This window comes from Streptomyces sp. NPDC037013 (assembly GCF_055607265.1).
Genome location: NZ_JBVJRV010000002.1, coordinates 899,078 through 920,784 on the forward strand (window position 1 = coordinate 899,078; position 21,707 = coordinate 920,784).

Sequence of the window (21,707 nt, forward strand, 5' to 3'; positions counted from 1 at the left end):
GTCTACGCGCGGCAGCGGCTCCCGAGTGCCCCTGAGCAGCACCGGCGAAACGCTTCCACTCGAACCCTACGTCAACTTCACGCTCCGGGCAGGCCCGGAAGAGTGACCTGGATCCGGCAGCCGCGAGGGGATTCGGCCACCCCGATGTGGCCTCCGTGGAGATCGACCGCCCACCGCGCGATGGCGAGCCCGAGCCCCGTGCCGCCGTCGTTCCCCGAGCCCTTCCCGGGGGCGCCCGCATGGCTGCCGCGGTTGAAGCGCTCGAAGACGCGGTGCCACTCCGACTCCGGGATGCCGGGGCCCTCGTCGAGCACTTCCAGGTCCAGGGACTCGGGGTAGGGGCCGCGCCGGGCCCGTACCGTCACGCGCCCGTGCGGCGGGCTGTGCTTGACCGCGTTGTCGATGAGGTTCGCCACGACCTGGTGGAGCCGCTCCGCGTCCGCGTGGGCCGTCAGCTCCGGCGGCGAGACGTCGAGGTGCAGATGGACGTCCGTACGCGTGTGGCTGCCGGAGCCCGACGCGATGCCCGCGCGCGCGGAGGCCACCATGTTGGCCTCCTTCAGGACGCCCGACAGATAGGGCCACACCTCGAAGCGGCGGGCCTTGAGCGGCACCACGCCGTTGTCCAGGCGGGAGAGGTCCAGGAGGGTCTCGACGAGCCGTCCCAGGCGCTCGGTCTGCTTCAGGGCCGTGCGCATCGTCTCGGGGTCGGCGGCCGAGACGCCGTCGACGACGTTCTCCAGGACCGCGCGCAGCGCCGCGATGGGGGTGCGCAGCTCGTGCGAGACGTTGGCGACGAGCTCCTTGCGCTGGGTGTCCTGGGCCTCCAGGTCGTCCGCCATGGCGTTGATCGTGGAGGCCACGTCGCCCAGCTCGTCGCGCCGGTCGGCGCCGCGCACCCGGCGCGTGTAGTCGCCGTGCGAGACGGCGCGGGCCACCGCGTTCATCTCGTCGAGCGGGGCGGTGAGGCTGTGCGCCACGAACTGGGTGATGAGGAGGGTGGCGATCACCGAGAAGACGGTGATGAAGCGCAGCTCGGTCTCGGTCTCCATCGCCACCAGGAGCAGGCCCGTGGTGATGAACACCGAGACGACCACCAAGGCGCCGAGCTTGGTCTTGATGGAGAACGGTCGCAGTCCTTGGAAGGGTCCGCTCATCGCACGACCCGCCTCACGGGGTGGGAGTCTCCAGGGCGTACCCGACGCCGTGCACGGTACGGATCCGCTCCGCACCGATCTTCCGGCGCAGCGCCTTGATGTGGCTGTCGACGGTACGGGTGCCCGAGGCGTCGGCCCAGTCCCACACCTCCGCGAGCAGCTGCTCGCGGGAGAGGACGGCACGCGGGGTGTTGGCCAGGCATACCAGCAGGTCGAACTCGGTGGGGGTGAGGTGGACGTCCTCGCTGCGCACCCGCACACGCCGCTGGGCGTGGTCGATCTCCAGCTCGCCGAGGCGGAGGATGCCGCTGCGGGGCGTGGTCGCGGCGAGCGCGGCCCGCTCGACCCGGCGCAGCAGGACGTGCACGCGGGCCGCCAGCTCCCGCATGGAGAACGGCTTCGTCATGTAGTCGTCGGCGCCGACGCCGAGCCCGACCAGCATGTCCGTCTCGTCGTCACGCGCGGTGAGCATGAGCACCGGGACGGGACGCTGGGCCTGGACCCGGCGGCACACCTCGAGGCCGTCGAAGCCCGGCAGCATGATGTCGAGGATGAGCAGGTCGGGCTGCCACGCCTGGGCGGTGTCGACCGCCGAAGGGCCGTCGCCGGCCGTTTGCACGACAAAACCCTCGGCACGCAGCCGGGCGGCGATGGCGTCGACGATCGTCGGGTCGTCCTCGACCACCAGCACCCGGCGCTGTGCGCCCGGCGTCGCCGCCGTGGCGCTGTTGTGGGAGGTGTGTGTCTGCTCCATCGCCCGCCCCTGACACTGATCGCTTGTGTTCGGTCAGCAGAGTACGGGTCGCGAAGGCACCTCGGCTACGCAGCCCTGACGCCGAGGTGGACCACGTCCGGGACGCCTCGGGCAACGGGGATCTCTTCCGTCCGTACCCTCTGGAATCCGGCATTCCGTAGAGCGTCGTCGAAAGCGGACGAGGGCTGTGCGGACCAGACGGCGAGCACTCCGCCGGGGTTCAGACGTGCTTTGCAGGCCGTCAGACCGGCAGGTGAGTAAAGGGAGTTGTTGCCCTCCGTCACCGTCCAGTCGGGGCCGTTGTCGATGTCCAGACAGAGCGCGTCGTACGTCTCCGTGGCCTCGGCGACGTATGTGACGAGATCGGTGTGAAGAATCTGCGTACGTGGGTCGGCGAGCGCGGTCGAGGTCAGTCCGGCGAGCGGTCCGCCGCCGTGCCAGTCGATGATCGCGCGCTCGCGCTCCACCACGGTGATGCGTCCCCACCGGGGGTCGGCGGCGGCGTGTGCGAGGGAGAAGCCGACGCCGAGGCCGCCGATGAGCACGGCCGGGCCGGGGCGGTCGTCCAGGGCGTCGCGGGCCGCGTCGACGAGCCGTCGCTCGGAGCGGCCGTCGGAGGTGTCCATGAGGAAACAGCCGTTGGCGATGATCTGCAGCAGCTCACCGTGGCGCCGCAGGACGACCTCGCCGTGAGGACCCTCGCGCCGGTCGAGCACGACGGGGGCGGTGGTGTGGGTGTGCATGGCGCCCAGCGTATTTCGGGGCGCCGCCCGGCCCGCCCTGTTTTTCCCGCCGTCCCCGCCCGGCCGGAGCGCGCAACGCAGAACGCGCCCCCCGGGTTGCCGTGGAACTGTTGTGAGACGCACCTCACGTGGCGCCGGTCATAGACAACACCGGAAAAGAGGGCAAAGGGTTGGGCGGGACGGAAGGAGCGCCTCACCCGTGAACCAGAGCGTGCAGCCCGCCGAGGACACGTCCGGCACGAAGACGCCGGGCACCGGGACGCGGGCAGGAGGGCCGCCGTGCGACGAGGCGGCGTCCGGCGGAGAGAAGCCGTCCAGCAGACACGCGCCGTCCGGTGGACGGTCGCCGTCGAGCGGGGGTGCGGCCGGCCCTGGAGTGCCCGGCCCCGAGACGCCCGGCACTCTGAACGGAATACCGAGACAGACCACGCGTCAGGCCCCGCCGAGAAGCTCCCCGCCGCGGGACTCCTCGCCCGGCGACCCCCTGCCCGACGCGTCCCGCGGGCCACGCGCGCGTGCGGACCGCCTGCCGGGCGTCATCGGCAGAGCGCGCCCCTGGCGGCTCCTGCCCACGCCCACCGGCACGCCGTTCACCTTCGGGTACGCGCTCGTCCTCGCCGTCACCTCGATGGTCGCGCGGTACGCCGACCCCGACCTCGTCTCCTCGCTCCTGCAGGGCTCCAGCACGGACGTGGCGCACCTCGCGCACCGTCCCGTCCTCGTCCTTGTCGCCAGTGCCCTGTGGATCGCGGGCGGCATCACCTCCCCGTACGCGCTGGGCTTCCTGCTGGTGCTCACCGCGCTGGAGCGCCGCATCGGGGGGCTGCGCACCGCCGGTGTCTTCCTCCTCGGTCACGTCGTGGCCACGCTCGTGACCGAGGTCCCGGTCGCCTTCTCGGTGCTGGCGGGGCGGCTGCCCGACAGTTCGCTGCACCGGCTCGACTACGGCATCAGCTTCGGCGTGGCCGCCAGCGTCGGCGCGCTCGCCGGGCTCCTCGTGCCGTGGCTGCGCTGGGCCGTCCTCGCGGGCTTCGGCTGGATGCTGGTCGACGACCTGATCGCGTTCACCGATCCGATGACGAACTGGGGCCACCTGCTCGCGCTGGTGATCGGCGTCTCGACCTGGCCGCTGCTCAGGCGGTGCCGGCCGGCCGCAGCGGTGCGCGGCGCATCGCCCACAGGGTCGGTCCGCCCCCGGGGAGATTGACCTCACCGAGCACCGTGAAGCCGAAGTGCTCGTAGAAGGGGAGGTTCTCCGGCTTGGAGGACTCCAGGTAGGCGGGGAGGCCGGCCGCGTCGGCCTTGGCCAGGCCCGAGCGGAGCAGCGCGGCACCGTGACCGAGGCCCTGCGCGGCCGGGTCGGCGCCGAGCACGGCCAGATACCAGTGGGGCTCCTGGGGGCCGTGGCCCGCGGCCGCGGCGGCCGCCTCGCGGAAGAGCGGGGCGCGGTCGCCCAGGATCCCCGCGAGCTCCTGGAGCGTCTCCTCGTCGGGGACGGCCTTGTCCTGGGCGCCCGGCGGCACCCAGAAGGCGGCGGCCGCCGAGGTGAGCTCGCAGACGCCGTGGCGGGCGTACTGCCGGGTGAAGATGGTGGCGAAGTAGCGGCCGAGCCCGCTCTCACGCGTGGCGGCGTCGGGGAAGAACCAGCGCATCATCGGGTCGTCGTCGAAGGCGCGTGCCAGAGCGTTGCCTATCGTCTCGGCGTCGTCGGGCGTCGCCGCACGCGGGGCGGCAAGGCCCGGCCTCTGAGGGTTCGTTGTCGACATGAGCGTCATTCTGCACGTGATGATCTTCGTCCCGGCGGGGAGGGTGGCGTCGACCCTCCCCGCTCCGCGCGCTACCCCGCCGCCTCCGCCTCCACGATCGAGGGGAACGTCTCCGTCGGCAGGATCCGGGTCAGCCGCAGCCCCGCCCCGGTGAGCAGCGCGGAGAACTCGTCCTCCGTCCGCTCCCGGCCGTCGATGACCGATGCCATCGCCAGGTCCAGGGTCTTGCCGACGTGGGGCGCGTTGCCGGTGGGCAGGACGCAGTCGACGATCACCAGGCGCGCGTCCGGCGCCATCGCCGCCCGGCAGTTGCGCAGGATCCGCAGACAGGCGTCGTCGGGCCAGTCGTGCAGGACGTGCTTGAGCACGTAGAGGTCGCCGCCGTCGGGGACCGAGGCGAAGAAGTCCCCCGACTCCGCCCGCCACCGGCCCCGCACCACGTCGTCCCCGGCCAGCACGTGGGTGCTCACGGCCGGCGCCTGGTCGTAGAGGACGCCCGTCAGGCCGGGCCGCTCGCGCAGGACCTCGCGCAGCAGCCCGCCCCGGCCTCCGCCGACGTCCACCACGGTGCCCTTCTCCGGGAAGGGGTACGTGCCGGCGACCACCACGTCGACCGGGCCCGAGAGCGAGCTCATGCCGTGGTCGAACAGCTCCCGCAGCGCGGGGTCCTCGGCCAGGTGGGCGAAGAAGGGCTTCCCGAAGAGCCGCTCGAAGGACGGGCCCGCCTTGCGCACCGTCTCCTCCAGGGCGGCCGAGGTCCGCTGGAACGACGGGTCGGTCAGCATGAGGACCGCCGCGTGCAGCGAGTACGGCACGTCCGTGCGCAGCGCATCCCCGACCGGCGTGAGGTGGAACGCTCCCGCGGCGTCCTCACGGAAGATGCCGCGCGTGGCGAGGTGGCGCAGGACGCGGCGCAGATGTCCGGGGTGCGTGCCGGTGGCCTCGGCCAGCTGGGCGGCGGTGCGCGGTCCCGCCGCCAGATGGTCGGCCATCCGGCAGCGCGCCGCCGTGCGCAGCGCCGCCGAGAAGAGGTGCCCCAACGCGTGCTCCACGAGCTGACCGACCACGTCCTGCCCGCCGTCGCCGCCGATCCCGGGTGTGTCGACCATGGATGCCCTCCGTGAGAGTCGGAGCGTCCACGGTCCCAACGGAACGGCCGCGAGGGAACGCCACCGGGAGGCCATCCCCCGGGATACGTGACCGGAAATGAGCCCTGGGCCCGCAGCCGGACCCCGGCCCCCTCCCCGCCCTCCGCTTCATCACGCCTGATCGCTCACAGCGAACACGGTTGGGGGAACAACGCGGCGCTCATGAGCATTGAGCCGGTATAGCTCAACTTGAATGCCGAAGGGGAGATCATGGCTGCTGAGTCCACCACGTACACGTCGCTCACCCTGCCGGTGCTGCCGCTCGACGACGAGGTCGTCCTGCCCGGCATGGTGGTGCCCTTCGATCTGTCCGACGCGGACGTGCGGGCCGCGGTCGAGGCCGCCCAGGCCGCCGCGCGCTCCAGTGGCGACAGCAAGCCGAAGGTGCTGCTTGTTCCGCGCATCGACGGGACGTACGCCGCGACCGGCGTCCTCGGCACCGTCGAGCAGGTCGGGCGCCTCTCCGACGGCGACCCCGGCGCCCTCATCCGCGGCCGTGACCGGGTGCGGATCGGCGCCGGCACGACCGGGCCCGGGGCGGCCCTGTGGGTCGAGGGCCAGCAGCTCGACGACGTCGTCCCCGAGCCGCTGCCCGGCCATGTGACCGAGCTCGTCAAGGAGTACAAGGCGCTCGCCACCAGCTGGCTGAAGAAGCGCGGCGCCTGGCAGGTCGTCGACCGCGTCACGCAGATCGACGACGTCTCCGCGCTCGCCGACAACTCCGGATACTCGCCGTTCCTCACCACCCAGCAGAAGATCGAACTCCTGGAGACCGAGGACGCGGTCGCCCGCCTGAAGCTCGCCACCGAGCAGCTGCGCGAGCACCTCGCCGAGCAGGACGTCGCCGAGTCCATCGCCAAGGACGTACAGGAGGGCGTGGACAAGCAGCAGCGCGAGTTCCTGCTCCGCCGCCAGCTCGACGCGGTCCGCAAGGAGCTGCGCGAGCTCAACGGCGACAGCAAGGACGCGGCCGAGGAGTCCGACGACTACCGCGCCCGCGTCGAGGCCGCCGACCTGCCGGAGAAGGTCCGCGAGGCCGCCCTCAAGGAGGTCGACAAGCTGGAGCGCGCCAGCGACCAGTCGCCCGAGGGCTCCTGGATCAGGACCTGGCTCGACACCGTCCTCGAACTGCCCTGGAACGAACGCACCGAGGACGCGTACGACATCAAGGGCGCCCAGGAGATCCTCGACGCCGAACACTCCGGGCTGCAGGACGTCAAGGAGCGCATCACCGAGTACCTCGCGGTGCGCAAGCGCCGCTCCGAGCGCGGCCTCGGGGTCGTCGGCGGGCGCCGCGGCGGCGCCGTGCTCGCCCTCGTCGGCCCGCCCGGCGTCGGCAAGACCTCGCTCGGCGAGTCCGTCGCGCACGCCATGGGCCGCAAGTTCGTGCGGGTCGCGCTCGGCGGCGTCCGCGACGAGGCGGAGATCCGCGGCCACCGCCGTACGTACGTGGGGGCGCTGCCCGGACGGATCGTGCGGGCCATCAAGGAGGCCGGATCGATGAACCCGGTCGTCCTCCTCGACGAGATCGACAAGGTGGGCTCGGACTTCCGGGGCGACCCGGCCGCCGCCCTCCTCGAAGTCCTCGACCCGGCGCAGAACCACACCTTCCGCGACCACTACCTGGAGGTCGAACTCGACCTGAGCGACGTGGTGTTCCTCGCCACGGCCAACGTCCTGGAAGCCATCCCGGAGGCGCTGCTCGACCGCATGGAGCTCGTCCGCCTCGACGGCTACACCGAGGACGAGAAGATCGTCATCGCCCGCGACCACCTGCTCCCGCGCCAGCTGGAGCGGGCGGGCCTGGAGAAGGACGAGGTCGCCCTCGACGAGAGCGCGCTGCGCAAGCTCGCCGGTGAGTACACGCGCGAAGCGGGCGTACGCAACCTCGAACGGTCCGTCGCGCGGCTGCTCCGCAAGGTGGCGGCCCAGCACGAACTGGGCGAGCGCGAACTGCCGTTCACCGTCACGGACGAGGACCTGCGGGGCCTGATCGGGCGCCCGCACCACGTGCCCGAGTCCGCCCAGGACCCGGCCGAGCGGCGCACGGCGGTGCCGGGCGTGGCGACCGGGCTCGCGGTCACCGGGGCCGGCGGCGACGTGCTGTTCGTGGAGGCGTCGCTCGCCGACCCGGAGACCGGCGCCTCCGGGCTCACGCTCACCGGCCAGCTCGGCGACGTCATGAAGGAGTCGGCGCAGATCGCGCTGAGCTTCCTGCGCTCGCACGGCGCCGAACTGGAGCTGCCCGTCGGCGACTTGAAGGACCGCGGCGTACACGTCCACTTCCCGGCGGGCGCCGTGCCGAAGGACGGGCCGAGCGCGGGCATCACGCTGACGACCGCCCTCGCCTCGCTGCTCAGCGGGCGGCTCGTCCGCACGGACGTGGCGATGACCGGTGAGGTCTCGCTGACCGGCCGGGTCCTGCCGATCGGTGGCGTCAAGCAGAAGCTGCTCGCCGCCCACCGGGCCGGCATCACCACGGTGATCATCCCGAAGCGCAACGAGGCGGACCTCGACGACGTCCCCGCCGAGGTCCTGGAGAAGCTCGACGTGCACGCGGTGACGGATGTCCGCCAGGTGCTCGAACTGGCCCTCACCGAGGCCGAGGTGAGGATCCCGGCCGCGGCGTAGCGGACAGGGGAACGGCGGCCGACCCGCACCGGGACGGCCGCCGTTCGCGTGCGCGGGGGGACCCGCTCAGCCGTTGGCGAGCGCCTGCACCCTGTCGTAGGCGCCGTTGAACTTGTTGTGGTCGCCGACCGTCGGTCCTGAGGACGTGTACTGCCACATCGTCTGGAAGTCCCAGCCGGCCGGGAGTTCGCCCGGACTCGTGTCGTAACGGGCGATCCACAGCGGGTTGCTCGCGCCGAAGCCGCCGTAGTTGCCGGTGCACTGCTTCCACCAGCTGGTGGCGGTGTAGATCACGGCGTCGCGGCCGGTGCGCGCCCGGTAGGTGTTCAGGAAGTCCGCGATCCAGCTGACCATCGCCGACTGGGACTTGCCGTAGCAGGCCGCGCCGTAGGGGTTCCACTCGATGTCCAGCGCGCCCGGCAGCGTCCTGCCGTCACGCGACCAGCCCCCGCCACTGCTCGCGAAGTAGTTGGCCTGGGTGGCACCGCTCGAGGTGTCGGGCGTCGCGAAGTGGTACGCGCCGCGGATCATGCCCACGTTGTAGGCGCCGTTGTACTGCTGCGCGAAGTAGGGGTTCTTGTACGAGGTGCTCTCGGTGGCCTTGACGTAGGCCCACTTCACCCCGCTGTTCCACAGGGTCGACCAGGCGACGTTGCCCTGGTGGCTGCTGACGTCGACGCCCTCGGTCTGCACGGCGTCACCGCCGCTGGGCAGACCGCCCTGGCCGTCGTGTTCGATGACGCCCTGGCCGAGGCGGGCGGAGCCGCGCGGCGGTACGTCGTCCGCACTGGCCGCCGTGGGGAGCGCCAGGAGGAGGGAGAGGGCGGAAAGGGCTGCGAGGAGGACCCCCGCCGGCGACAAGCGCGAGCGGCGGGCCGGTCCGGGTCTGTGCACGGGCATGGCGTGCCTCCGAAGGCCTCGGTGGTGCTCGGTGGGGACCTGTCGACATGCAGTGGTGTGAACATGTCACTTGAAAAGCTACGCACGTAGACCGCCGCCGGGGAAGGGGTCCAGGCTTCTGCCGTTGGTCCACTCCTGTGACGCCGCCATCGGGGCGGCACGGTCACGACCTTGCGAAATACTGGTCAGGCCGCTGTCGCCACGGCCGCGGCGCGAGAGCCTTCCGGCGACAACTTTCAGAATCGGGAAAGCGGGACATGGGTGCTGCAGAAGAGGGCGTGGAGCGCGGCGCGCAGGACGGCGTGGAACAGGGCGAGGACCGTGAGTTCCTCGCCCTGGAGCGGGAGTTGTCGCTGCTGATGCGCCGGGCGCGGGCCTCCTCGGGCGAGATGGCGCGACAGGTCCACCCCGATCTGGAGCCCGCCGCGTACGGGCTGCTCGTCTGCCTGGACGACTCCGGGCCGCGGCGGGCCACCGAGCTCGCGGCCTACATCGGTGTCGGCAAGGCGACGATGAGCCGCCAGCTGCGGGCGCTGGAGGAGCTCGGCCTGGTCTCCCGCGAACCCGACCCGGCCGACGGGCGGGCCTGGCTCATCCGGCTCACCCCGGACGGCCGCACCCGCTTCCGCACGGTACGGGCCGCGCGCCGCGCGCAGTACGTGCGCCGTCTCGCGGGCTGGGAGCGAACAGAGGTAGCCGAGCTGGCCCGCCTGCTCGGCCGACTGAACGAGGGCGCGGACGGCTGAGGGTGGGGGCGGCGGTCGGTCGGTGGGGTGGTGCGGCGGTCGGTCGGGTGGCGCCTCGTGCGGTCGGCCGGTCAGCCGGTCGGTCGGGTGGTGCCGTGCGGTCGGGTGGTCGGTGGTCGGGTGGTGCCGTGCGGTCGCCGGGGGCCGGCGGTGCTTCGGGGCGCTTAGGTCGCCGCATCCTTCGCGGGCGCCGGGTGCCCGGCGACCTTCCGTGCCGGCTCGACGGGTGGCTGAGCCCCGGCGCCGTACGGGCGGCACCGGCACCGTCCCCCTCACCACTCCGCGTACACGACCGCCGCGTCGTCGTGTCGTTTGCCGCGGGGGAAGGCGAGCCGGTCCGGGTCCGCGCGTTCCAATGCCCGCACCCGGTCGACCAGATGCTGCGGGCCCTGCTTGCGCAGCAGCGTCAGGCAGTCGGCCCAGTCACCCTCCCGGAACGTCTCGACCCACCGCCCGGCCCCGTCGGTGAGCGCCGCCACCGCGGTCACCTCCGCCCGCGGCAGCTCCCCGGTGACCGCGCGCTGGGCGGCCGTGGGGTCGGCCGCGGCCGTGAAGAAGCCGTCCTCCGCGTTGCGCAGGGCCTCGACCGCGGCACCGTACGCACGGGCCGCCACGTCCCGTTCGGCCGAGCCGCGCGGCAGGGCGCGCACCTGCTCGCGCAGGGCCTGCACGGCGGGCGGCAGTTCCGCCAGGCGCCGGTCGAGGATGGCGGTGACCTCGCCGTCCGGGCCCCCGATGAGGAGCGCCGAGTCGGACAGGACGAGGTGCTCGACGCGTTCGGCGTCCCACCGCACCAGCACCACCGTTGCCTGAGGCGTACGAGGGTGAGAAAGGTCACAGGTTGAACCATGGGCGTCGGCCGTACGCGTGATGGCCGCGGCCAGAACCTCAGCGAGCGTCATATCCCGCCGTGAAACGGACAGTTCGCCCAGGGCGCCGCCGAGCCGTGCGGTGAACCAGGGAACGGAATGCGGACAGCCCACCGTCCCCTCGGGTGGCGTCACGCCGTCCAGGAGGACCAGCGATCCGCCCTGTCCGGACGCGGGAAGCGAGACCGAGGCGTAGTCCTCGTTGGGGCGCGCGGGGTCACCGGGCTCGGTGGCGAGTTCGATACGCATCCGGCCAGTCTGCACGAGGGCTTCACAGGGGCGAAGGGAAGTCGTCCGGGGGAGGCGGAATGCCCCGTACCGGCGGCCCATGCGCCGGAATTCGACCGGAATGATCAACTCCGGCGGGGGTGTGGCGGCGCATCCTGCCAAAGCCTTTGAGCGACGTCCAACCGGCGCACCGCACGGGCCATTCGGCCGCCCCGCCGGGACTTGCCCGCCAACTCCCCGCCGATGTTCACTCCTTCGGGTGGCCAGGCAGGCGATGCACGACCGCCACTCACCGGCACTTGGAAGGGTCAGGAGCCGTACCGGGGGAGCGCTCGTGTTGACAGACCGTCACCCGGGCCCAAGGGCAGACGAAAACAGGAATGCGAGCACCGGTGCAGAAGATTCGGCCTGGGCGCAAAGGCAAGCAGAAGGCCCCGGAAGGGGCCACGCCGGGCGCGACCACTCCGACCGACCGTGCGCCGCAGCGCACGGCCACGGACCCCTCCCCGGGCGCGGGAGCGGGCGGGGCCACCACCTCCGGCGCTGCTGACGCCTCCGCGGCGCCGCCCGCCGCGCAGCCCTCCTCCGGCCCCTCCTCCGGCCCGGCAGCACCCGTTCCGGCGCCCCCGGTCAACAAGGCGCCCACCGCGCGCGTACGCAATCGGCTGATCATCGCCGTCGCCGTGGTGGCCGCCGCCGTCGCGGGCGCGGGCGCGCCCGCTGTCATCGCCGCCTCCGGACGGCTGAACGACACCCAGAGCCTCGTGACGCTCGCCGAGCAGACCCAGCAGGCGGTCTCCCTCGGCCACTCACTCGCCGACGAGCGGGACGAGGTCACCTCGTTCATCGCCTCCGGCCGCCCCCAGGGCAAGGGGCTCTCCGAGAGCCGCAGCGCCCGCGTGGACCGGCAGATCGACGAGCTCCGCGACGCCGACGCGCCCGCCGCGCTCCGCGACGACCTCGCGGACATCGCCGCCGTCCGCCGAGCGGCGCTCACCGGCAAGAGCACCGCTCTCGAAGCCCATGAGGCGTACAGCAAGGTCATCGCCGAGCTCCACGGGCTCACCCGCGACCTGGCCGAGCGGCTGCCCCCCGAGGCGAACGACGGCGCCCTCGCCCTCGCCGACCTCGACCACGCCGTCGAGCAGGCCGCCGCCGCCCGCGGCCTCCTCCTCGCCGCGCTCGCCCTGCCCCGCTCCGCCGACGGCACCACCACCCTCGACCCGGTCACCGGCCTCCCGGCCAACGGCACCGAGGAGTCCCCGGCCGAGACCAGGCGCCGCGACGAGCTCAGCACCGCCGCCCAGCAGGCCCGCGTCCGCGAGCTCGCCGCCCTCGCCGACTTCCGGGACGCGGCGGGCGACCCCGCCCGCGCCACGTACGAGTCGACCGTGACCGGCGCCGAGGTCACCGCCGCGGAGAAGTACCTCAAGAGCCTCACCGACCGGCCCACGCTCTCCGCCGCCGAGCAGCGCTACGACAGGAAGAAGGTCGACGCCGCGCTCTCCGCCCGCATCGAGACGATGCGCGGCGCCGAGTCCGCGCTCGGCGTCGAGCGCACCAAGCAGCTCGCCGCGCTGCGCGACGACGACGTCACGGCCCTGGAGATCCGGATCGCCCTCGTCGGCGTCTGCCTGCTCGTCGCGGTCGGCGTCGCCATGGGCGCGGCCCGCTCGCTGACCCGCCCGCTCGCCGTCCTGCGGCTCGGCTCGGCCCGCCTCGCCACCGAGCCCGCGCCGCAGGAGCCGATCCGCTTCACCGGCCGCGACGACGAGTTCGCGCAGGTCGTCCGCTCCGTCAACGCGCTGCACGGCCACGCCGCCGCCCTCACCGAGCGGCTCGCCACCCTCGAATCGGACCGCAAGCACCTCATCGGGCAGCGGCAGTCCATGGCCGACGAGCGCGCGGCGCTGCGCGAGGAGCTCGCCGAGGCCTCCGCGCACCTGGACCGGGTCCGCCGGTCCATCCACGGCACCTTCGTCAACCTCGCCCTGCGCACCCTCGGCCTGGTCGAGCGCCAGCTCGCCGTCATCGAGAACCTGGAGGACCGCGAGCAGGACCCGGACCGGCTCGCCACCCTCTTCAAACTCGACCACCTGGCCACGGTCATGCGCCGGCACAGCGAGAACCTCCTCGTCCTCGCCGGTGCCGAACACGGCCACCAGCACCCCGGTGCCGTCCCGCTCGTCGACGTGGTGCGCGCGGCCGTCTCCGAGATCGAGCGGTACGAACGCGTCCGCATCGCCACGCTGCCGCCGCACGCCCACGTCGCCGGGTTCGCCGCGGACGACATCAGCCACCTCACCGCCGAACTCCTGGAGAACGCCACCTCGTTCTCGCCGCCCGACGCGGCCGTCGAGGTGTCCGGCTGGCTCCTGGAGAACGGCGAGGTCATGCTCTCCGTCCAGGACGAGGGCATCGGAGTCGCCCAGGACCGGATGCGCGAGCTCAACGCCCGCCTCGCGGACTTCGACCCGGACGACGCGTACGACCAGGAGAGCGGGGACGGGCTCGGCCTCGGCCTCTACGTCGTCGCGCGGCTCGCGGCGCGGCACGGGGCCCGCGTGCGGCTGCGGGAGCAGAAGCAGGGCGGGGTCGCCGCGGTCGTGGTGCTGCCGTCCGGCATCCTGGCCCAGGCGCCGTCCGTGCCGGGGGCGCCCACCGGCGTGGGCACGACACCCCGCCCCGGCGACACCGGTCTCGTCCACCTGCCCGGCTCGGAGGCCGAGGCCAACTCCAACGTCATCCCGGGACGCGTGGCGGCCGCCGCCGCCCCCGGCGAGGGGGAGGACCCGCTGATAGCGGCGGCGGAGCGGACCCTGGAAACGGCGCTCCCGGCCTCGGAGCCCGCCCCGGAGCCCGCCCCTGAGCCCGAAGAGGCCCCCGGGACGGCGCCCGAGCCCGCCCCGGCCCCTTCGCCCTCGGCGGAGACCACCATGGAGCTCGTACCGCCCCCGGCACCCGAGCCGGAGCCGGCACCGCAGCCCGAGCCGGAGCCAGAGCCCGAGCCCGCCCCCGCGCCCAAGTGGGAGCGTGTCACCGACAAGGGGCTGCCGAAGCGGACGCCGAAGATCACGGCCCCCGCCGCGCCGCCCAGGCCCCGCAGCGGTTCCGTGGACGCCGAGGCGCTCCGGCGCCGTCTCGGCGGCTTCCACCAGGGCGCGCAGAGCGGCCGTCGGGACGTGGAGGCCGAACTCGCCGCGGAGACGGGCCCGTCGGCCGGCGCAGACCAGGCAGACCACGCAGAACAGCCGCAACGTAACGAAAAGAACGCACAAGCCGCAGACGTAATGGGGGACTCAGTCGAGGAGGCAAGCAGTTGACTGCGCCCATGCGCACGCCCAGTTCTTCCGCCGGACCCAAGCCCACTGAACCCGTCAAGTCCGCCGAACCCGGCAACTCCGCCGAGGCCGCCGGATCCGGTGGCTCCGTCTCGTACGGGCTCAGCAGCGAAGCCCGCAACCTGCACTGGCTGCTGACGAACCTCGTGGAGGAGGTGCCCGGGCTGCTCTCCGTCGCGGTGGTCTCCTCCGACGGGCTCCTGCTGCTCTCCTCCGACCCGGGCAGGAACGCCGAGCGCCCCGCGGCCAACCCCACCGGCCCCAGGGGCTCCAGCGCCGACCTCGCCACCATCGTGTCGGGGCTCGGCTCCCTCACCATCGGCGCCGCCAGGCTCATGGACGGCGGCGCGGTCAAGCAGACCATGGTCGCGATGGAGGAGGGCAGCCTCTTCGTCATGTCGATCAGCGACGGTTCGCTGCTCGGCGTGCACGCGACCCCGGACTGCGACATGAGCGTCGTCGCGTACCACATGGCGCTCTTCGTCGGCCGCGCCGGGCACGTCCTCACCCCCGAACTCCGCAGCGAACTGCGCCAGTCGATGGAGAGCGCCCGATGAGCGGCAGCAGCGGCGGCAGCCGCAGGACGCCGAAGCTGCCGCAGCGCGGCGGTGACCGCAAACCCGCTCGGGTGCGGCCCTACTCGCTGACCGGCGGCCGGACCAGGTTCGGTCACGTCCTGCTCGTCGAGACGTTCGTCGCCGCGCTGGAGGCGCCCGAGGAGCGGCTCGAACTGCCCAAGGGCACGCTGGCGCGGGTCATGCCGGAGATGCGGGCGATCGTGGAGATCTGCCGCCGCATGCGGACGGTGGCGGAGATCTCGGCGCTCCTCAAGATGCCGCTCGGCGTGGTCCGCGTCCTCCTCAGCGACCTCGCCGACCAGGGAAAGATCCGCGTGTACGGAACGGGGCACGGCCCGGGACAGCCCGACCGCGCACTGCTGGAAAGGGTGCTGAGTGGACTCCGCCGTCTCTGAACTCCTCGAGAACGAGGGTCAGTTGCAGGCCTGGCAGACGGACAGGTCACGTGCCCCGATCGCCACGAAGATAGTGGTGGCGGGTGGTTTCGGCGTCGGCAAGACGACGCTGGTCACCGCCGTCTCCGAGATCACGCCGCTCCAGACGGAGGCGCTGATGACGCAGGCGAGCGCCGACACCGACGACCTGAGCGGCACCCCGGAGAAGACGACCACGACGGTCGCCATGGACTTCGGCCGCATCACGCTCGACGACGACCTGGTGCTCTACCTGTTCGGCACGCCCGGCCAGCAGCGCTTCTGGTTCATGTGGGACGACCTGGTGCGCGGCGCGATCGGCGCCGTCGTGCTCGCCGACACCCGCCGCCTCTCGGACTGCTTCCCGGCGCTCGACTACTTCGAGAGCTGCGGCCTGCCGTACATCGTGGCCGTCAACCACTTCGACGGCAGCGAGAGGTTCGAGGTGGCCGACGTGCGCGAGGCGCTGACCGTGCCCGCGCACATCCCCGTACTGATCATGGACGCCCGGCAGCGGATCTCGGTGATCGAGTCGCTGCTCGCCCTGGTCGGGCACGCGCTGGACGCCACCCCCGAATAGCCGACGCCACCCCCCACGGCCTCAGCCCCAGAGAACGTACGTAGGAGAAGTGCCCCCATGCGGAAGATACTTGTCGTCGGAGCCGGCCAGTCCGGGCTCCAGATCGCCCTCGGACTCCAGGCGCAGGGGTACGAGGTCACCCTGATGTCCAACCGCACGGCGGACGAGATCCGGTCCGGCCGGGTCATGTCCACCCAGTGTATGTTCCACACGGCGCTCCAGCACGAGCGCGACATCCAGGCGAACTTCTGGGAGTCGCAGGCCCCGAAGATCGAGGGCGTCGGCGTCTCGGTCGCGGGGCCGGACTCCTCCCGCGTCATCGACTGGGTCGGCAGGCTCGACGGGTACGCCCAATCCGTCGACCAGCGCGTGAAGATGGCCGGCTGGATGGAGACGTTCGCGCAGCGCGGCGGCCAGCTGGTCATCCACGGCGCGGCCGTCTCCGACCTCGACTACTTCGCGCGCAGCTACGACCTGGTCCTCGTCTCCGCGGGCAAGGGCGAGCTGGTCTCGATGTTCGAGCGGGACGCCTCGCGCTCCCCGTTCAGCGAGCCGCAGCGCGCCCTCGCGGTCGCCTACGTCCACGGCCTCGGCCCGCGCCCCGAGCACCCCGAGTTCGACGCGGTGCGCTGCAACCTGGTGCCCGGTGTCGGCGAGCTCTTCGTCATGCCGACGCTCACCACCTCCGGCCGCGCGGACATCCTCTTCTGGGAGGGCGTCCCCGGCGGCCCCCTCGACGTCTTCCAGGGCGTCAAGGACCCGAGCGAGCACCTCGCGCTGACCCTCGAACTCCTGGAGAAGTTCCTGCCCTGGGAGTACGCGCGCGCCACCAAGGTCGAACTGACCGACGCGGGCGGCACGCTGGCCGGCCGGTACGCGCCCACGGTCCGCAAGCCCATCGGCCGGCTCCCCGGCGGCGGTCTGGTCCTCGGCGTCGCCGACGTCGTCGTCGCCAACGACCCGATCACCGGCCAGGGCTCCAACTCGGCGTCCAAGTGCGCCGCCTCGTACCTCTCCTCCATCGTCGAGCACGGCGACAGGCCCTTCGACGAGGCATGGATGCAGTCGGCGTTCGACCGCTACTGGGAGACCGCGCGGCACGTCACCAAGTGGACCAACGCCATGCTGGGCGCGCCGCCCGAGCACGTCCTGAACATCCTCGGCGCGGCCGGGCAGCTCCAGCCCGTCGCCGACCGGTTCGCCAACGGCTTCAACGACCCGGCCGACTTCGAGAACTTCTTCTTCGACCCGGAGAAGGCCGCCGCCTACCTGGAGTCCGTGGCGCCCGGCGCCTGACCGGCGTCGTACCCGAGGTCGCTGCCCGAGGTGGCGCCCTCGGGCAGCCGGGGCGGCGCGTAGCCGTGCATGGCCCGGCCCCCGGGGTCGGGCCGCACCGCGCCGAGGACCGGGTTGGCCGCGATCGGCGAGACCTTGACGCGGGCGCCGGGGCGCGGCGCCTGCACGACCTTGCCGTCGCCCAGGTAGATCGCCACGTGCGTGGCCCCGGGGAAGTAGACGACCAGGTCGCCGGGGCGCAGCTTCGCCAACGGGACGCGGCGCAGCCGCTCCCACTGCTCCTGGCTGGTGCGCGGGATCTCCCGGCCCGCGTGCGCCCAGGCCCGCTGCGTCAGCCCCGAGCAGTCGAACGCCTTGGGTCCCTCGGCGCCCCACTCGTAGGGCCGCCCGATCTGCCGTACCGCGTAGTCGAGGGCCTTGTCGCCCTGCCGGGAGGGGGCGCGGGCGGCGGGGCTGCCGCCGAGCGCGCCGGACGCCATGAACGCGCGCTGCGCCTCGGCCGAGCCCTTCTCCTCGGCCTCGCGCAGGGCGACCAGCTGCTCGGGGGTGAGCGCGGCGAGCATCCGCTCGACCTCGCGCAGCCGCCCGTCGACCTTGTCCCGCTGCTTCTTCTGCCGGGCCGCCAGGGCCGCCCGGTCGGCCAGGGCCTTCTTCGCCGCGCCCGCGAGGTCGTCCGCTTTCTTCGCGCCGCCGACGAGCCGCTCCACCGTCGCGGCCCGGCCCGCGGCCACCCGCCGGATCACGTGCCCCTGGTCGAGGGCGCGCTGCGGGTCGCGGGCGAGGAGCAGGCGCAGGTAGGGGGAGAGGTCGCCGGCGCCCTGGTACTGCTGGCGGGCGAACCGGCCCGCGTCGCCCCGGCTGTCGCGCACCGACGCGCGCGCCTTCGCCAGCTTCCCGGCGAGCCGCGCCGCCTCGGCGCGCTGCTTCTTCAGCTTCTCGGCGGTGGCGTTGTACGTCTCCGTGGCCTCCTCCGCCGAGCGGTACAGCCGCCGGAGGTCCGACAGGAGCTGGGTGACGGAGCGCTCGCCGGGGCCCGGCGCGGGCGCGGGCGCCGCGTGCGCCCCCACCGGCGCCATGACCAGGGCGCCCGCCACGGCACCCGTGCAGACCCACCGCAGCAACGTTCCTGACACCTCATCACCTCCGGTGCGCGCCGGCCCCTCCGGCACGCACCGCGAGCATCGGGCCGGGGTGCGGGTCCCGCTCGCGGGCGGCGGGCGGGTGGCGCAATGAGGTCACTCGTACAGGGCGCGGCGGCGCGGCGCCTTGCCGTGGCCTAGTCGGCGGGGCCGGGCCGGGAGGGCTTCGACCACGGCCACTTCAGGCCGCCGCCCTGGTCGCCGGAGGCGTCGAACTCGTAGCGCCACTTCGGGGTCAGCGAGAGGCGGCGGTCCGGCCGGGCGTCGGTCCTGCGGTAGACGAGGACGGTCGGGGGCCCGCCCGCGTCGTCCGGGACGGGCACGCGGTACACCTTCGGCGGGTGTCCCGTCGGCCCGAGCAGCACCGGGAGCACCCGGCCGTCCAGGGGGCCACCCACGAAGGGGGTGTCTTCGCTCTTCACGCCCCCAGTGTCACACCGCGGCGCCGCCGCGCGGGCGTCAGAGCAGGTGGGCCGCGTCGGCCACCACGGGCAGCACGTGCCGGGCGAGGCTGCCGACGGGTCCCTCGGGCGTCTCCAGGGTCAGCGCCCACCGCACGACGTCCGCCGTCTGCGGGTCGCGTCCCGCGGTCGCCACGAGGACCGCCATGAACTGCTCGACGAGCATGTCCCGCAGCTCGTCCAGCGGCGGCTGCTTGTTCTCGTCGAGCCAGATCAGCGAGGCCGCCTCGACCGCGGTGATCCACATCCGGACCGTCATCCGCAGCCGGGGGCCGGGCTCAGGCACGTCCAGATGGCTGAGGATGTGCTCGGCGGCGGCCCTGCGCACGCCGTCCACGATGGCCGTCGTCCGCGAGGTCTCCACCACGCTGCCGCCCTGCAGCAGCGCGCTGAAGCCGGTGTCGTGCTGGTCGACGAAGGCCAGGTACCGGTCGAGCGCCCGCGAGAGCCGCTGGGTGAGCGGGCCCCGGGGCGGCTCGTCGAAGCACTGCTCCAGGTCGTCGGCGGCAGAGCGCAGCGCGGCCTCGTACAGCTGCTGCTTCCCGCCGGGGAAGTAGCGGTAGACGAGGGGGCGCGAGACCCCGGCCGCCTCGGCGACGTCGTCGAGGTTGACCTCCTCCGGCGCGCGGTGCGCGAAGAGGGTGAGCGCGGAGTCCAGGAGCTGCCGCCGCCGCGCCTCGACGCTGAGGCGGCGGTACGCGGGGGTGGTGGCCGGCGAGGTCATCCCAGCAGCGTAACTCGGGGAGCGCCGCGCCAGGGGCGTGGAGACCGCCGCGGAGGTCAGGCCAGCAACCCGGAACTACGCCAGAGCCGCCGCCCGACGCCCCGCATGACGCCGATGTCGTCGAGGAAGTCCGTCAGCCGCTTCGCCCCGGTCTGCATGACCTCGCGGCGGTGGCCGCTCGCCTTGACCTGGGCGAGGGCCTCGCGCCGGTCGAGGCCGACGTTCGTGTACACCTCGGGGTTGATGAAGGCGATCGAGAAGACCCGGGCGGCCTCGCCGCAGCTGACCCGCGTAAGGCCCCGCTCCCAGCGGGGCGCGGTCACCATCTGGCGCCGCAACTCCTCGCGGGCGTACCGCACATGGCGGGCCTCCTCGACGACGTGGATGCGGGTCACACCGCGCACCAGCGTCTGGACGCGCTCGTCCGGGAAGGTGAGGCGCTGCATCCAGTCGAGGATCTCCTCACCGAGCAGCGTGCAGGCGAACGAGCCGGGGGTGGTGGAGACCGTCTTGAGGACGCGGGCGAGGTTGTGGTTGAGGCGCGTGACCGGGTAGGTCGGGGCGCCGCCCTTCTGGATCATCCGCGCGAACATCATGGAGTGCCGGCACTCGTCGGCGATCTCGGTGAGCGCGTACCGCACGTGGGCGCTGGTCACCGACTTGTCGTAGATGTGCCGGACGAGCAGCTGCATCAGGATGATCTCGAACCAGATGCCGAGCGAGGCGAGCGAGGCGGCCTCGTGGCGGGCGAGGTCGAGCCGCTGCTCCTGCGACATCCGCTTCCACAGCGGGGTGTCGTAGAGGGAGACGAGCTCCGGCGGCCAGAACCACTTGCCCTCCTCGACCGGGGCGTCCCAGTCGAGCTCCTTGTCGGGGTCGAAGGAGTGCTTGGCGGACGACTCCAGGAGCCGGACGGCCACCTGTTCCCGGTCCTTGAGCGCTCCGAGCGCGTCCCGCAGGCCCTCCGGCGAAATGTCTTCCGTCACGGTCGTCATGACTGTCCCTGCCTTGTCGCGGGTTACCGGCGGTCAGGACTTATGAGACTGCTTGTCAGCAAGGCCGTCAATCCCTTGCGCACGACTTGTTGACCGCTTGTCCAGCAGCGTGTGAGCCTGCCCTCATGGCGACGCACGAGCTCTACACGAGTCCACCCGCTGGTCTCAACTGGCAAGTACCGTCAGCCAGTTCGGCCCGCTTCAGCTGGGAGTACGACGAAGGCCGCGAGCGCCTCCTCGCCCTCTACCAGAAGGGCAAGGACAAACAGTGGGACGGCGCACGCCGCATCGACTGGGAGCTGGAGGTCGACCCCCTCGACCCCCTCGGCACCCCCGACGAGTCCATGACGCTCTACGGCACGCCCCACTGGGCGAAGATGACCGACAAGGACAAGGGCGAACTGCGCAAGCACTACGCCTCCTGGCAGTTCAGCCAGTTCCTCCACGGCGAGCAGGGCGCGATGGTCTGCGCCGCCCGCATCGTGGAGTCCGTCCCCGACCTCGACGCCAAGTTCTACTCCGCGACCCAGACCATGGACGAGGCCCGCCACGCGGAGGTCTACGGCCGCTTCCTGCACGACAAGATCGGGATGCTCTACCCGATCAACGACAGCCTCCGGGCGCTGCTCGGCGACACCCTGCGCGACTCCCGCTGGGACATGCCCTACCTCGGCATGCAGGTCCTCATCGAGGGGCTCGCGCTCGCCGCGTTCGGCATGATCCGCGACACCACCGACAAACCCCTGCCCAAACAGATCCTCGCCTACGTCATGCAGGACGAGGCCCGGCACGTGGCCTTCGGCAGGATGGCGCTGCGCGACTACTACACCCAGCTCACCGACGCGGAACTGCGCGAACGCGAGGAATTCGTCATCGAGGGCTGCTACTTGATGCGCGACCGGCTGCGCGGCACCGAGGTCCTGGAGAACTTCGGCATCCCCAGGGCACAGGCCGAGGAGTACAGCGAGCAGTCCGAATTCCTCGCGCTCTTCCGCCAGCTGCTGTTCTCCCGCATCGTGCCCTGCGTCAAGGACATCGGGCTGTGGGGCAAGCGCCTTCAGGAGGCCTACGTCGACATGGGCGTCTTCGAGATGGGCGACGCCAACCTCGACCGGCTGATGGCCCAGGACGAGGAGATCGCCGAGAAGCTGGACGCCGAGCGCTTCGCGGCCGAGGAGCAGGCGCGCGTGGCGGAGGTGCGGGACGCCATCGCGGCCGGCGAGGCCGGCTGACGTCCG

The 21,707-nt window shown here is 72.6% G+C and carries 20 protein-coding genes; 9 read left to right on the forward strand and 11 right to left on the reverse strand.

The genetic code is table 11. The annotated features are described in order from the left end of the window. Positions 1-77 precede the first annotated feature (77 nt). From ACZ7DY_RS09110 to ACZ7DY_RS09120, 3 genes are all read right to left on the reverse strand, one after another. Positions 78-1,157, reverse strand: coding sequence for a sensor histidine kinase (locus ACZ7DY_RS09110; RefSeq protein WP_471131966.1), 1,080 nt, complete (start codon positions 1,155-1,157; stop codon positions 78-80). A gap of 13 nt (positions 1,158-1,170) precedes the next feature. Further along, positions 1,171-1,911: a response regulator transcription factor gene (locus ACZ7DY_RS09115; protein WP_451512757.1), complete on the reverse strand. Its 741-nt coding sequence runs from the start codon at positions 1,909-1,911 to the stop codon at positions 1,171-1,173. A 65-nt stretch (positions 1,912-1,976) separates the two neighbouring features. Next, a complete protein-coding gene (locus ACZ7DY_RS09120) occupies positions 1,977-2,654 on the reverse strand; it encodes a spermidine synthase family protein (protein WP_471131969.1) in 678 nt (225 codons plus the stop codon). A 376-nt stretch (positions 2,655-3,030) separates the two neighbouring features. Here ACZ7DY_RS09120 and ACZ7DY_RS09125 point away from each other — a divergent pair, with 376 nt between their 5' ends. After that, a complete protein-coding gene (locus ACZ7DY_RS09125) occupies positions 3,031-3,861 on the forward strand; it encodes a rhomboid-like protein (protein WP_471132437.1) in 831 nt (276 codons plus the stop codon). Here ACZ7DY_RS09125 and ACZ7DY_RS09130 read toward each other — a convergent pair. After that, positions 3,788-4,429, reverse strand: a complete 642-nt coding sequence (locus tag ACZ7DY_RS09130) for a GNAT family N-acetyltransferase (protein ID WP_471131971.1) — start codon at positions 4,427-4,429, stop codon at positions 3,788-3,790. The two genes, ACZ7DY_RS09125 and ACZ7DY_RS09130, sit on opposite strands and share 74 nt — an antisense overlap. Before the next feature lie 62 nt (positions 4,430-4,491). Then, on the reverse strand, positions 4,492-5,529 hold the full coding sequence (locus tag ACZ7DY_RS09135) for a methyltransferase (RefSeq protein WP_471131973.1): 1,038 nt from the start codon (positions 5,527-5,529) through the stop codon (positions 4,492-4,494). Between the two features lie 249 nt (positions 5,530-5,778). On the opposite strand from ACZ7DY_RS09135, the gene lon reads away from it, so the two are divergent. Next, a complete protein-coding gene (lon, locus tag ACZ7DY_RS09140; protein WP_471131975.1) occupies positions 5,779-8,199 on the forward strand; it encodes an endopeptidase La in 2,421 nt (806 codons plus the stop codon). A gap of 66 nt (positions 8,200-8,265) precedes the next feature. Here the strand turns inward: lon and ACZ7DY_RS09145 are convergent, their stop codons facing one another. Then, on the reverse strand, positions 8,266-9,099 hold the full coding sequence (locus ACZ7DY_RS09145; RefSeq protein ID WP_471131978.1) for a lysozyme: 834 nt from the start codon (positions 9,097-9,099) through the stop codon (positions 8,266-8,268). A gap of 257 nt (positions 9,100-9,356) precedes the next feature. Between ACZ7DY_RS09145 and ACZ7DY_RS09150 the strand changes: the two genes are divergently transcribed. Continuing rightward, entirely contained in the window at positions 9,357-9,845 is a 489-nt protein-coding gene (locus ACZ7DY_RS09150; protein ID WP_471131979.1) for a MarR family winged helix-turn-helix transcriptional regulator, read from the forward strand. A 272-nt stretch (positions 9,846-10,117) separates the two neighbouring features. Here the strand turns inward: ACZ7DY_RS09150 and ACZ7DY_RS09155 are convergent, their stop codons facing one another. Continuing rightward, positions 10,118-10,963, reverse strand: a complete 846-nt coding sequence (locus ACZ7DY_RS09155; protein ID WP_471131981.1) for a hypothetical protein — start codon at positions 10,961-10,963, stop codon at positions 10,118-10,120. A gap of 359 nt (positions 10,964-11,322) precedes the next feature. Here ACZ7DY_RS09155 and ACZ7DY_RS09160 point away from each other — a divergent pair, with 359 nt between their 5' ends. Genes ACZ7DY_RS09160 through ACZ7DY_RS09180 form a run of 5 tightly spaced genes read left to right on the forward strand, consistent with a single transcriptional unit; the run spans position 11,323 to position 17,150 of the window. Continuing rightward, the gene (locus tag ACZ7DY_RS09160; protein WP_471131983.1) at positions 11,323-14,265 is read left to right on the forward strand and encodes a sensor histidine kinase; all 2,943 of its coding nucleotides are present in this window, start codon (positions 11,323-11,325) and stop codon (positions 14,263-14,265) included. 8 nt (positions 14,266-14,273) lie between these two features. After that, the gene (locus ACZ7DY_RS09165; protein WP_471131985.1) at positions 14,274-14,840 is read left to right on the forward strand and encodes a roadblock/LC7 domain-containing protein; all 567 of its coding nucleotides are present in this window, start codon (positions 14,274-14,276) and stop codon (positions 14,838-14,840) included. After that, complete coding sequence (locus ACZ7DY_RS09170; RefSeq protein WP_471131987.1) at positions 14,837-15,256, forward strand: DUF742 domain-containing protein; 420 nt, start codon at positions 14,837-14,839, stop codon at positions 15,254-15,256. Before ACZ7DY_RS09165 ends, ACZ7DY_RS09170 begins: the two co-directional genes overlap by 4 nt. Beyond that, positions 15,237-15,854: a GTP-binding protein gene (locus tag ACZ7DY_RS09175; protein WP_471131988.1), complete on the forward strand. Its 618-nt coding sequence runs from the start codon at positions 15,237-15,239 to the stop codon at positions 15,852-15,854. Before ACZ7DY_RS09170 ends, ACZ7DY_RS09175 begins: the two co-directional genes overlap by 20 nt. A gap of 57 nt (positions 15,855-15,911) precedes the next feature. Continuing rightward, positions 15,912-17,150, forward strand: a complete 1,239-nt coding sequence (locus ACZ7DY_RS09180; protein WP_471131989.1) for a styrene monooxygenase/indole monooxygenase family protein — start codon at positions 15,912-15,914, stop codon at positions 17,148-17,150. Here the strand turns inward: ACZ7DY_RS09180 and ACZ7DY_RS09185 are convergent. The 4 genes from ACZ7DY_RS09185 to ACZ7DY_RS09200 all read right to left on the reverse strand — a co-directional run bounded on the left by ACZ7DY_RS09185 (position 17,120) and on the right by ACZ7DY_RS09200 (position 20,469). Beyond that, positions 17,120-18,283: a C40 family peptidase gene (locus ACZ7DY_RS09185; protein ID WP_471131990.1), complete on the reverse strand. Its 1,164-nt coding sequence runs from the start codon at positions 18,281-18,283 to the stop codon at positions 17,120-17,122. The genes ACZ7DY_RS09180 and ACZ7DY_RS09185 overlap by 31 nt on opposite strands. Before the next feature lie 143 nt (positions 18,284-18,426). After that, on the reverse strand, positions 18,427-18,711 hold the full coding sequence (locus ACZ7DY_RS09190; RefSeq protein ID WP_471131992.1) for a hypothetical protein: 285 nt from the start codon (positions 18,709-18,711) through the stop codon (positions 18,427-18,429). Between the two features lie 37 nt (positions 18,712-18,748). Then, a complete protein-coding gene (locus tag ACZ7DY_RS09195; RefSeq protein WP_471131993.1) occupies positions 18,749-19,474 on the reverse strand; it encodes a TetR/AcrR family transcriptional regulator in 726 nt (241 codons plus the stop codon). Between the two features lie 56 nt (positions 19,475-19,530). Then, a complete protein-coding gene (locus ACZ7DY_RS09200; protein WP_471131996.1) occupies positions 19,531-20,469 on the reverse strand; it encodes an AurF N-oxygenase family protein in 939 nt (312 codons plus the stop codon). A 125-nt stretch (positions 20,470-20,594) separates the two neighbouring features. Here ACZ7DY_RS09200 and ACZ7DY_RS09205 point away from each other — a divergent pair, with 125 nt between their 5' ends. After that, a complete protein-coding gene (locus ACZ7DY_RS09205) occupies positions 20,595-21,701 on the forward strand; it encodes a ferritin-like domain-containing protein (RefSeq protein ID WP_471131999.1) in 1,107 nt (368 codons plus the stop codon). Positions 21,702-21,707 lie beyond the last annotated feature (6 nt).

Excerpts from the sequence above, each read along its gene's own strand:
- ACZ7DY_RS09110 (WP_471131966.1), bottom strand. The coding sequence starts at position 1,157 with ATGAGCGGACCCTTCCAAGGACTGCGACCGTTCTCCATCAAGACCAAG.
- ACZ7DY_RS09115 (WP_451512757.1), bottom strand. The coding sequence starts at position 1,911 with ATGGAGCAGACACACACCTCCCACAACAGCGCCACGGCGGCGACGCCG.
- ACZ7DY_RS09120 (WP_471131969.1), bottom strand. The coding sequence starts at position 2,654 with ATGCACACCCACACCACCGCCCCCGTCGTGCTCGACCGGCGCGAGGGT.
- ACZ7DY_RS09130 (WP_471131971.1), bottom strand. The coding sequence starts at position 4,429 with ATGACGCTCATGTCGACAACGAACCCTCAGAGGCCGGGCCTTGCCGCC.
- ACZ7DY_RS09135 (WP_471131973.1), bottom strand. The coding sequence starts at position 5,529 with ATGGTCGACACACCCGGGATCGGCGGCGACGGCGGGCAGGACGTGGTC.
- lon (WP_471131975.1), top strand. The coding sequence starts at position 5,779 with ATGGCTGCTGAGTCCACCACGTACACGTCGCTCACCCTGCCGGTGCTG.
- ACZ7DY_RS09145 (WP_471131978.1), bottom strand. The coding sequence starts at position 9,099 with ATGCCCGTGCACAGACCCGGACCGGCCCGCCGCTCGCGCTTGTCGCCG.
- ACZ7DY_RS09150 (WP_471131979.1), top strand. The coding sequence starts at position 9,357 with ATGGGTGCTGCAGAAGAGGGCGTGGAGCGCGGCGCGCAGGACGGCGTG.
- ACZ7DY_RS09155 (WP_471131981.1), bottom strand. The coding sequence starts at position 10,963 with ATGCGTATCGAACTCGCCACCGAGCCCGGTGACCCCGCGCGCCCCAAC.
- ACZ7DY_RS09160 (WP_471131983.1), top strand. The coding sequence starts at position 11,323 with ATGCGAGCACCGGTGCAGAAGATTCGGCCTGGGCGCAAAGGCAAGCAG.
- ACZ7DY_RS09165 (WP_471131985.1), top strand. The coding sequence starts at position 14,274 with ATGCGCACGCCCAGTTCTTCCGCCGGACCCAAGCCCACTGAACCCGTC.
- ACZ7DY_RS09170 (WP_471131987.1), top strand. The coding sequence starts at position 14,837 with ATGAGCGGCAGCAGCGGCGGCAGCCGCAGGACGCCGAAGCTGCCGCAG.
- ACZ7DY_RS09180 (WP_471131989.1), top strand. The coding sequence starts at position 15,912 with ATGCGGAAGATACTTGTCGTCGGAGCCGGCCAGTCCGGGCTCCAGATC.
- ACZ7DY_RS09195 (WP_471131993.1), bottom strand. The coding sequence starts at position 19,474 with ATGACCTCGCCGGCCACCACCCCCGCGTACCGCCGCCTCAGCGTCGAG.
- ACZ7DY_RS09200 (WP_471131996.1), bottom strand. The coding sequence starts at position 20,469 with ATGACGACCGTGACGGAAGACATTTCGCCGGAGGGCCTGCGGGACGCG.
- ACZ7DY_RS09205 (WP_471131999.1), top strand. The coding sequence starts at position 20,595 with ATGGCGACGCACGAGCTCTACACGAGTCCACCCGCTGGTCTCAACTGG.